Annotated in this window: 8 protein-coding genes; 3 read left to right on the forward strand and 5 right to left on the reverse strand. The window is 71.7% G+C overall.

Annotated features, from left to right (window positions below):
• Positions 1-52: 52 nt before the first annotated feature.
• The 3 genes from ITX44_RS36260 to dpgB form a co-directional block, all read right to left on the reverse strand.
• The gene (locus ITX44_RS36260) at positions 53-1,126 is read right to left on the reverse strand and encodes a methyltransferase (protein WP_307795649.1); all 1,074 of its coding nucleotides are present in this window, start codon (positions 1,124-1,126) and stop codon (positions 53-55) included.
• 89 nt (positions 1,127-1,215) lie between these two features.
• Positions 1,216-2,517: a (3,5-dihydroxyphenyl)acetyl-CoA 1,2-dioxygenase DpgC gene (gene dpgC / locus ITX44_RS36265; RefSeq protein WP_205363462.1), complete on the reverse strand. Its 1,302-nt coding sequence runs from the start codon at positions 2,515-2,517 to the stop codon at positions 1,216-1,218.
• Positions 2,514-3,200, reverse strand: coding sequence for an enoyl-CoA-hydratase DpgB (gene dpgB / locus ITX44_RS36270; RefSeq protein ID WP_205363463.1), 687 nt, complete (start codon positions 3,198-3,200; stop codon positions 2,514-2,516). Before dpgB ends, dpgC begins: the two co-directional genes overlap by 4 nt.
• 189 nt (positions 3,201-3,389) lie before the next feature.
• Between dpgB and ITX44_RS36275 the strand changes: the two genes are divergently transcribed.
• Entirely contained in the window at positions 3,390-4,688 is a 1,299-nt protein-coding gene (locus tag ITX44_RS36275; protein WP_205363464.1) for an aminotransferase-like domain-containing protein, read from the forward strand.
• Between the two features lie 12 nt (positions 4,689-4,700).
• Here ITX44_RS36275 and dpgD read toward each other — a convergent pair whose 3' ends face one another.
• Positions 4,701-5,495, reverse strand: coding sequence for an enoyl-CoA-hydratase DpgD (gene dpgD, locus ITX44_RS36280; protein ID WP_205363465.1), 795 nt, complete (start codon positions 5,493-5,495; stop codon positions 4,701-4,703).
• An 18-nt stretch (positions 5,496-5,513) separates the two neighbouring features.
• Here dpgD and ITX44_RS36285 point away from each other — a divergent pair, with 18 nt between their 5' ends.
• Positions 5,514-5,801 (forward strand): hypothetical protein, encoded by a 288-nt coding sequence (locus ITX44_RS36285; protein ID WP_205363466.1) that lies wholly within the window; start codon positions 5,514-5,516, stop codon positions 5,799-5,801.
• A gap of 556 nt (positions 5,802-6,357) precedes the next feature.
• Positions 6,358-8,646 carry an ATP-binding protein gene (locus ITX44_RS42885; protein ID WP_205363467.1) on the forward strand — a complete coding sequence of 763 codons (2,289 nt, stop codon included), beginning with the start codon at positions 6,358-6,360 and terminating at the stop codon, positions 8,644-8,646.
• A gap of 18 nt (positions 8,647-8,664) precedes the next feature.
• Here ITX44_RS42885 and ITX44_RS36295 read toward each other — a convergent pair.
• A partial coding sequence (locus tag ITX44_RS36295) for a condensation domain-containing protein (protein WP_236062309.1) occupies positions 8,665-10,394 on the reverse strand: 1,730 nt, incomplete at its 5' end.

Genomic DNA, 10,394 nt, shown 5'->3' on the forward strand with positions numbered 1-10,394 from the left:
GCGACACAGCAGGCGAGGGGCCGCCGACCGCTGCCGCGCTTCCTGTGGAGGGCTATTTGGTGGCGACGATGATGCCGTGGGGGGTCCAGGTGGGGCATTTGAAGCGCTCCATGCCGGAGAAACCCGCCTCCCGCAGGCACTCCTCGTGCTGGGACCAGGGCCAGATCATCCCGCCCTCGACCGGCAGGCAGGCGAAGTAGACGCTGTCGAGCGCGGCGATCAGCGGGCCGTCGCCGGTGTCGTCGGACATCGAGTTGAAGATGACGACCCGGCCGCCCTCGGGCAGCGCGTCGTACGCCTTGCGCAGCAGCACGGTGATGTCCTCCGGGCGCCAGATGACCATCTGGTGGGCGAACAGCACCGTGTCGTGCCCGGCCGGGAACGGTTCCTCGAACATCTCGCAGACCTGGACGTTCACCCGGTCGGCCAGGCCGGCCTCGATGATCCGCTTCTCGGTGATCGGCGCGGTGGCCTCGATCTCGAGGATGGTGGCGCGCAGGTGCGGGTTGGCCTTGGCGAGGGCGATGGTGTTGACGCCATCGCCGCCGCCGCAGTCCAGCAGGCTCGTCGCCGAGCCGAGGTCGACCTGTTCGACGAGGTGCCGGTTGGCCAGCTCCGACCAGGAGCGCATGTACCGGTAGAACACCGTCTCGAGCCGGGGGTTCTCGGTGAGCCGGTGATAGAGGTCGCGGCCGGTGCCGGGGATGCGGTCGAGCCCGACGTTGGTGTCGCGCCGCAGGGACTCCGTGAAGTCGGCCTGTCCCTCGTAGGTGATGCGCTGCTCGAAGTCCACGACGTCCTTGAAGCGCTGCCAGTCGCCGTCGTCGGCCAACTGCCGGATCTCCGGGCAGACGTGGTAACCGCCGTCGGCGTCGCGGGTCAGCAGCCGCAGCGCGGTGCAGCCGAGCAGGAGCATCTCGATGGGACGGCGGCCCAGCCCGAGCCGGGCGCCGACCTGCTCCCGGTTCGACCCGGGGGCCGCCAGCAGGTCCTCGAACAGCCCTAGCTCGTTGGCGGCGTTGAGATACTGAAAGGCCGAATGACCGAACAGAATGGCCGACAGTCCGTGCATGCCGAGCGGCTCCGTGGCCTTGCCAGAGACGGATTCGTCGTGAAGCTCGACCATTTCCGGGCCCCTTTCCCTACGTCGGTCTTTTGCGAGTCTCGGTGCTGGCGCGAGGCGGGGGCATCGGCGCCCGCCACCGTTACGCCCGGTCAGCCCGGCATCCGGGCGAGAACGTCCTGGCCGTACGCGCGCAGCGCCTGCTGAACGGCGAACTCGGCCAGGTAGAGCCGGAAGCCGTCCTCGGACTCCTCGGCCAGGTTGAGCATCCGGCGGTTCGCCGCCACCGCCGGGTTGTCCAGCTCCGCCGCCGCGGCGTCGACCACGGCGTCCATCGCGGACGGTTCGACGACGTCGTCGAACACGTACCGTGAATCGGGTTCCTTGGCCCACACCTTGCGTCCGCCGAGGATCACCTGGCGGGCCGGGCGGGCGCCGAGGAAACGGGTGAGGCGCAGGTTCGACACGCCGGGGACGATGCCTTCCCGGGCCGCGGGCAGGCTGAAGAAGGCATCACCGGCGGCGACCACGCGGTCACAGGTCAGCAGGATCTGGGCGCCGCCCCCGATGGCGAAGGTGTCGACGGCCGCGAGCCACGGCTTCTGGACGGTGCCCGAGTGCCAGTCGTCGCCGGTCCGCAACCCTCGCATGATCTTGCTGAGGAAGCCCAGCTCCCGGCGGAGCAGGAAGTCCACGAAGGAGATCCGCCCGGCCTTGAGCTCCTTGAGGTTGATGCCGGCGCTGAACACCCGCCGCCCGGCGTAGCGGGGATGGGTCATGACCCCGCCGCGGAGCACGCCGACGGTGATGCCGGGGTCGAGCAACACCAGGTCGACCAGCGTCTCCAGGTCGGCCACGAGCTGGTTGTCCTCGGCGTTCAGGCAGTGCGCGTTGGTGATCGTGATGTGGCCGGCCCGGCCGCGGCGCTCCAGGCGGGCGGCGGTGAGAACGACCTCGCCGCGGGTGCGGAACGCGTCGAGCAGGTCGATCGCCCGCGGCACCGGCAGCAGCATCGCGCGGGTGAGCGCGCGGCCGGAGCCGGGCGAGGCGAGCAGGCCGCCGAAGAGGATGCCCTGGTCGATCTCGCGGCCCTCCCGGTGGCTCTGCGCGAACCGGGCCTCCTCGGCCATCTGGGCGGGCGTCGGCGCGAGGCCGGGGAACAACTCCGCGGCGCTCTGCGCGAGGTCGGCGAGGCCCCGGTAGCCGGCCCCGGCCGGGCCCGCGGTCAATTCCGCATAGACCCGATCGGCGTACGCGGCCAGGAAGCCCGTGCGCAGGTGGCGTGCGACCGAGTGCAGGTCACGGGCCTCCGCGCGGGTGGCCTCGTCCCGCTGCGACGGCTCGGGCAGGGCCGCGAGCCGCTCGTCGGTCTCGCCGAGGAACTCGCGCAGCAGCGTTCGGTCGGTCGCGAGGTCACCGGACAGGACCGGGGTCGTGGCGATCGCCCGGGTCATGCCCGCGCCCCGTCCGGCGCGCCGGCCGATCGTTGCTGGGCGTGGTCGCAGGCGGTCAGGTGGGCGCCGAGGGCGTCCTCGAACTCCCGGGTCCCGGCGTCGAGCAGCAGCCCGCGGCGGACGGCGACCTCCGTACCGGCCAGCCGGTGGGCGATCTCGGCGACCTCCGCGTCGGCGTCCGGGACCACGCCGTCCAGCAGCCCGGCCGCCAGCAGCGCGGCCGCGTCGAGGTCGCGCGGCAGCAGGGCCAGGCGGCGGGCGCCGGCGAGCCCGGCCTGCTGGACCAGCCGGTGCAGCCCGAGCCCGGGCCACAGGCCCTCGGGCCGGCCGGCGAGTTCGACCACCGCGTCCGGCAGCGCGAGCCGGTGGTCGGTGGCCAGCAGCACCTCCAGCGCGCCCTGCGTGCCACGGCCGGAGAGCACCCCGATCGTGAAGGCGTCGAGGTGTTCCAGCCGGTGCAGCGCGCGTTCCCAGTCCTCGACCAGGTCGGTCCCGACGGGTCCGGGCCACGGGTCCGGGGCGCCGGTCGTGCCGTCGAGGCGGACGACCAGGACCGTGCCCGCTTCGGCGGTCTCGACCGCCCGCACGAGGCCGGCCACCACGCCGGGGGTCAGGCCCCGGGCCAGGTCGAGCCCGATCGTCGCGAGGCTCCGCCCGCTTGTCGTCGTCGGCGCAGGCCGCACCACATCACCTGTCTCCCCGCCACGCGTGGCACTCGCTTCCGGATGGGTCGCCGGGACCTCATGGTCGGAGCCGGGCCGACGCACGCAGATCGGTACTGGCCCCCGTTACACGGTGCGCGCCGCCGGGCCCGCTCGTAACGGGGGCCAGTACCGATCTGCGCCGGCCGGCGGCAGGCGAACAGTGGCGCCATGGAGCTCACCCGGTCGCAGCTGGCCGACGCCCTGTCCGACCCGCTGCTGGATGCGATGAACTTCCTCAACGAGGTCGCCATGCGGTTCCCCGACGCCATCTCGTTCGCCGCGGGCCGGCCTGACGAGCGGTTCGCCGGTCTGGAGGACGCCGAGGAGGACCTGCGGCGTTACCGGGCCCATCTGATGGAGTCCTCCGGCGGCGACGAACGGGCCGTGATCGGCAGGCTGTTCTCGTACGGACCGGCCAAGGGCATGATCAACGACCTGGTTGCCCGGTACCTGCGGGTCGACGAGGGGATCGAAACCGGGCCGGAGTCGCTCGTGGTCACCGTCGGCGCACAGGAGGGGATGGTGCTCGTCCTGCGCGCGCTGCGCCGGGAGAGCACGGACGTCGCGCTGGCGGTCGCGCCGACCTACGCGGGTTTCACCGGGGCGGCCCGGATCGTCGGGATGCCGGTGCTGCCGGTGGCGTCCGGTCCGGACGGCGTGGACTTCGACGACCTGCGCCGGGTGGCCGCGCGGGCCCGGGCCGACGGGCTACGGCCGCGCTGCCTGTACGTGATCCCCGACTTCGCCAACCCGACCGGGCTGTGTCTGCCGGTGGCGGACCGGCACCGGCTGATCGAGGTGGGCGCCGAACAGGGCCTGCTGCTGATCGAGGACAACCCGTACGGCACCTATGTGGCGCACGGGGAACGGCTGCCGACCCTGAAGGCGCTCGACCGGGGCGGCCAGGTCGTCTACCTCGGTTCGTTCGCCAAGACCGTGATGCCCGGCGCCCGGGTGGGCTTCGTCGTGGCCGACCAGCCGGTGACCGACGGCGGCCGCCGGATCGGCCGGCTCGCCGACGAGCTCGCCAAGATCAAGAGCATGGTCACCGTCAACACGTCGGCAGTGGGTCAGGCCGTCGTCGGCGGCCGGCTGCTCGCCCATGATTGCAGCCTGGTCCGCGCCAACGAGCGGGTCGCCGCCGTGTACCGGGACAACCTGGACCGGATGCTGCGCGGGCTCGAGGCGCGGTTCGGCGGCCGGCCGGACCTGAGCTGGACGTCGCCGAACGGCGGCTTCTTCATCACGGTACGGGTGCCGTTCCGGGCCGACGAGGCGCTGCTCGAGCACTCGGCCCGCCGGCACCGCATCCTGTGGACGCCGATGAGCCAGTTCTATCCGGGGTCGGACTCCGGCGCGCGCAGCCTGCGACTGTCCTGCAGCGCCCTGTACCCCGATCAGATCGACACCGGCCTCGACCGGCTCGCGGCCCTGGTCGCCGAGCAGTCGGCGCCGCTCAGCGCTTGACGGAGCGGCCGGTCAGGTCGCTGTCCACTTCGGCGCACGCTTCTCGACGAACGCGAGCGGGCCCTCCAGCGCGTCGTTGCTGTGCATCCGCAGGTCCTCGGCGTCGTAGTGGCCCGCGAACGCCTCGGCCAGCGGCAGGTGCGCCGACCGGCCGACGACCTCCTTGATCGAACGCACGGACAAGGGCGCGCAGGCGAGAATGTCGGCGATCCATCCGTCGACGCAGGCATCCAGGTCCTCCGGCGCCACCACCTCGTTGACGAGGCCGAGTTCGCAGGCGCGGGTGGCGGAGAGCCGCCGGCCGGTCAGCAAATAAGCCATGGCCGCCTTGAGGGGCAGCTGCCGGCTCAGCCGGAAGACGCCACCGGCCCCCGGGATCAGCCCGAGCCGCGCCTCGGTCAGCGCGAAGGTCGCGGTGTCGTCGGCGACGACGATGTCGCAGGCCAGGGCAAGCTCGAAGCCGCCGCCCAGGGCCCACCCGCGCACCCGGGCGACGACCGGCTTGACCAGGTCGAACCGCTCGGTCAGCCGGGGCCAGCCGGGCTTGCCGCGGCTGCCGAAGGTCGAGGGCGCCGCCGTCCCCGCGCGGGTCCGCTCCACGAGTTCCTTGAGGTCCTGCCCGACCGAGAAGGCCCGGTCGCCGGCGCCGGTCAGCACGGCCACCCACAGCTCGTCGTCGCGCTCGAAGTCGTCCCAGACATCAGCCAGTTCGGCGTGCATGGCGAGGTTCATGGCGTTGAGCACTTCGGGCCGGTCCAGGGTGACGCGGGCGACGTGACCGTCTTTCTCGTACCGCACGAACTTCACCGGGCCACGGTAACCGGCTTGATCCACCCGGCTGCCTCGGTGCCAGCCGCCGTTACGGCGATCGGTCCGGCGCGCGGGAGCGGGCTTTCCGCACAGGTCCCGTTCAGCCTCCCGTTCGGGCAGAACGGGGACGGACTGCGGGCCAGGGATGTCTGCCGCACCCTCGGCACCGGCACCGAACCGCGGCAGACCGAAGGCATGCGCGCCAAGCCGAACCGCCTGGCCAACCGCGGCATCCTCACCGAATCCGGCCTGTTCACCCTCACTAAACGGCCACCGGCCACCCCAGAGGCCAACTCAAGCTAAAAAGAGACGAAGTCTCGCAGAACACCCACTGAAAGCCTGACCGACCGATCGGGCAATGGAATTGATCGATCGGGCAATTCAATTGCCCCATCGGGCAATGGAATTGACCGCCGGGATAGCATTTTCCGGGTCGATCTTGCCGGTTGGTGCCGATGTCGGGAGAGTCAAACGCGTCCAGCCGGTGCGGAGGTCTTCGACCCAAGGGAGCGAGCGTTCTACCGTGGATGGACAGGCGGACGGCTGACTCAGGCCGAGAGAATCCGGCATTGATCGACTAGCCATCGCTCGACTAACGCCTTCAGAGGTTCGGCACCGCCGATCAGCACTTTTCCCGGAAAATGGCAGCGGCACGGAAGATGAATTCCCGTCACCGCCGGTCGCAACGTTCAGCAAACAATTCCACCGCAGGGGAAAGCGTATGCAAAAAACAGCCGACGAGACACCACGATGCGCCACCTGCGAGGCGGCCATAGCCCCGCAGCGAAATGTCAGAAAGAATACGACCCTCGCGCGTTACTGTTCCAACGCCTGCCGTCAGCGCGCTTATCGGCGCCGGGTGAAGGTCGGCACCGTGGTGGCCTCGGCCAACAACGCGACCCAGCTGAGCAGCTTCATCGGGCGCGAGTACGACTTGGTGGAGCTGCGTCGCATCCTGCGCAACACCCGCCTGCTCACGCTCACCGGGGCGCCCGGTGTCGGCAAGTCGCGGGTCGCCATGGAACTGGCCAAGAAGGAACAGCGAGCCAGCCACCGGGGCACCGTGGTCATCGACTTCTGCGCCCCAGAGATGGCCGCGCTCGAGCCCGCGGGCATGGTCGAGGCGCTCACCGCGACCGTCGAGGAGCAGGTCGCGCCCGTGCTGCGGCGCGACGCGGCACGCACCGAGGAGCAGCTCATCCTGCTGGACAACTGCGAGCGAGTCCTCGAGGTGTGCGGGCCCTCGGTCGTCGGCCTGCTCTTCCGGTTCCCCGGCCTGCGGGTGGTCGCGACCAGCCGCGAGCCCTGGCGCCTGTCGGGCGAGGTCGTCTACCGGCTCTCCGGGCTCTCGCTGCCCAGCCCGGACGCCGGCGACCCCCTCGACGGCTGCCTGCGCGCCGATGCCGTCCGCCTCTTCGTCGACCGCTGCACGGCGGTCAACCACGAGTTCGCGCTGACCGAGGAGAACGCCGCCGACGTGGGCGCGATCTGCTCCGGGCTGGACGGCCTCCCGCTGGCCCTCGAACTCGCCGCGCAGCTTTGCCGGGCCTTGCCGGTGGCCGAGATCCGCAAACGCCTGCCGGACCGGCTGACCGCGCTGAACCAGGGCTGGCGCACCGCCGACGCCCGGCACCGCAGCTGGCAGGCGGCGTTGCAGTGGAGCTACGACGAGCTGTGCCCGGACGAGCAGCGGCTGTTCCGCCGGCTGTCGTTGCTCTCCGGCGTCTGCAGCGCCGAGGCGGCCCGGACCGCCTACACCGACGACCCCGTGCTCGCCGAGACGGTACCGGACCTGCTGATCCGGCTCGAGGCCAAGTCGCTGATCACGTCCGCGGCCGACGGCACCGAGGAGTCGCCCGACTTCGAGGTGCCCGCGTCCCTGCGCGGTTTCGGCCAGCAGAAGCTCGCGGCCTGCGGCGAGGAACCGGCCGTACTGGACCGGCTCACCACCTGGATGACCGAGTGGACGGACGAACTGCGGGCCATCTCGCCCCCGCCCCGTACGGCGCTGGGCCGGCTGGCCAGGGAACGGCACACCATCCACCGCCTGCTGGCCCGGCTGAGCGCCACCGACGACGAACGGCAGCTCTCCCTGTCCGGGGCACTCGCCGCGATCGACACGCTGTCCAACGAGGATGCCGGCGAGACGCTCGACATCGTCCGCAACGCGCTGCAGGTCACGAAATCCACCTCCGCACGCCGTGGGCACGCCTTGGAGGGAGCGCTCTCGCTCGCCTGCTGGCACGGGCACGACCGGCTCGCCCTGGAACTGGTGGCCGAGGCCGTGACCGTCGCCGGCCAGGACTGCGACGAGGATCAGCGAGCCCGGGTCCTGCTGCTGGCCGGCATCGCCAAGGAGATGTACGCCGACCGGGACGACGCGTACGCGGACCTGCGCGCCGCCCTCGAGGCCGCCCGGCGCAACGGCAACGCGGTGCTGGCCGCGATGTGCCAGGGTCACCTCGCCCGGCACCTGCTGCACCGGGGACACCCCGGTCCGGCCGCGGATCTGCTGGCGGCCAACCTCGCGACGATCCGGGCGGCGGCGCCGCCGGAACAACTGAGCGCGGTCCTGCTCACCGCCGGTGCGCTCGCCCTGGCCCGGGACGACCTGGCCGACGCCGAGCAGCTCTTCCACGAGACCCTCGCGTCCGGGCACGGGCCCGGCCTCTACGACGGCGTGCTGGGGCTGGCCCTCTGCGCGGCCCGCGACAACAGCTTCGAACGCGCGCTGCGGCTGATGGCCAGTACCGAGAACAGGCCCGCCGCGGCGCTGCGCCTCTTCCCGGACTGGCGGCGGCAGCTGGAGGACACCCACGACATCGCCACCCGCATCCTGCCCAAGGCACGGGCGGCCACGGCCCTGACGTCCGGGCGGGGCCTCGACCTCGGTCAGATCCTCCTGCTCGCCCGCGACGCCGCCGTCCCGGACGCGGCGACCGCGGAGGACGACGTGCTGACCGCCCGTGAGTGGGAGGTGCTGCGGCTGGTGATGGAGGGGCTCGCCAACTCGCAGATCGCCCACCGGATGCATTTGTCCGTCCGCACGGTAGAGACCCACGTCCGCAGCATCCGCACCGCGCTCGGGCTGCGGTCCCGGGCGCACATGGCCGCCTGGGCCGCCCGCCGCTGCACCAAGGCCGCCTGAACCCGTGCGGCCTGAGCGTCAGACCTGCTTCTCCAGGGCCGTCACGACCGCCTCGGTCACGGTGCGCACCATGGCGGCGATCGTCGCGGGATCGATCGGCGCCGCGGCAAGCACCACGATCCCGAAGCCGTGCTCGCTGCCCGGCCCGTAGTCGTCGATCGACACCGACAGCGGGTAGTTGGACCGCTCCCGGCTCGCCACGATGCGTACGCCCTCCACCGGGGTCCCGGCCGGTGGTACGGAGTGCCGGTAGTTGAACAGGCTCGTGAACAGCGGCGTCGGGGCCGCGATCCCGCTGGCGCGCTGGGCCAACTGCGGGCCGGCGTGCTCGTGGACCATCAGGTCGGCGAGCGTACGCCCCATGGCGCGGATCGCCGCCCGCAACCCGACACCCCGGGTCCGGGCCCGGACCGGCAGCGTGTTGATGAAGACACCCGACGCGCGGTCCGCCCCCGCCCCGGCGTTCATCCGGCCGAGCACGACGGTCCCGAACACGACGTCGTCCCGCTTCGCCGTCACCGCCAGTACCCGGGCCCAGACGACGTGCAGGATCGTGGCGGGGCTGACGCCGAGACGGCGGGCCTGCTCGCGGAGCCGGTCGGCCAGGACGGCGCCGGCCCGGACCTCCGCCTCGGTGACGTCGGTGCCGTCCTGGCGCACGTCGAGGACCCCGAACGGCGCCGTCGGCTCGGTCACGTCGCCCAGCATCTCGGCGAAGAACCGTTCGTGCTCCTCGCGGGGCACGCCCAGCAACGCTTGGGCGATGAAGGCACGGTTCGGCGTGGGCGGCGCGAGCGGCTGCCCCGTACCGTCCATCAGGGTGATGGCCTCGTCGAGGAACGCGGCGTAGGCCATGTGATCGACGACCAGATGATCGACCCGCAGCAGGACCAGGCGGCTCTCTGTGCCCGGCACGACCGCCAGCGACCCATTCATCAGCGGCGCGGTGTGCGGGTCGATCGGGGCCATGGGGGTCGCCAGCAGCCGCTCCTCGGCACCCTCGGCCGGTCCGGGACCCAGGTCGACGTCGTACACCGGGAGCACGGCGCGGCGATGCACGACCTGCACCGGATGCGGCAGGTCACGCCAGGCGAACGAGGTGCGCAGGATGTCGTGCCGGTCGATCACCCGCTGCCAGCACTCCAGGAAGCGGCGGGCGAGATCCTCGCGGTCGAATCGCAACACCAGTTCCAGCACGTACGGGTGCGGCCCCGCCCCGTTGTCGAGGTGGTGGTGGAAGAGTAGTCCTTCCTGCAGGGGGGCGAGGGGGTAGACGTCGGCGATGTTGGCCGCCCCGCCCGGCACCGCGGCCGCGACGGTGGCCAGTTGCCCGGTGGTCAGGCCGGACAGCGGCACCATCTCAGACGTGATGACCTCGGCACCCTCGGGGATCAGGCACGGGGGGACCTCGACCGTGGCAACACCCTCCACCGCGGCCAGCCGGGCCGGCGTCGGCTCCGTGAACAACGTACGCACATCCACATACACACCACGCTCACGCAACCGCTCGACCAAAGTGACCGCCAGCAACGAGTGACCGCCGAGGTCGAAGAAGCTGTCGTCGACGCCGACCGCATCCAGCCCGAGTACCTCGGCGAACACCGCGCACAAGATCTCCTCCCGCACCGTCACCGGACCACGACCACCACCCGCCGGCCGCTCCGGCACCGGAAGAGCCTTGCGATCCAGCTTCCCGTTCACCGTGACCGGCAACGCATCCAAAACCACGAACGCCGAGGGCACCATGT

It is taken from the genome of Actinacidiphila acididurans (assembly GCF_016918855.1).
Lineage (GTDB): Bacteria > Actinomycetota > Actinomycetes > Streptomycetales > Streptomycetaceae > Actinacidiphila > Actinacidiphila acididurans.

Coding starts and splice junctions, on each gene's coding strand:
- dpgC (WP_205363462.1), bottom strand. CDS start 2,517: ATGACCCGGGCGATCGCCACGACCCCGGTCCTGTCCGGTGACCTCGCG.
- ITX44_RS36260 (WP_307795649.1), bottom strand. CDS start 1,126: ATGGTCGAGCTTCACGACGAATCCGTCTCTGGCAAGGCCACGGAGCCG.
- ITX44_RS36275 (WP_205363464.1), top strand. CDS start 3,390: ATGGAGCTCACCCGGTCGCAGCTGGCCGACGCCCTGTCCGACCCGCTG.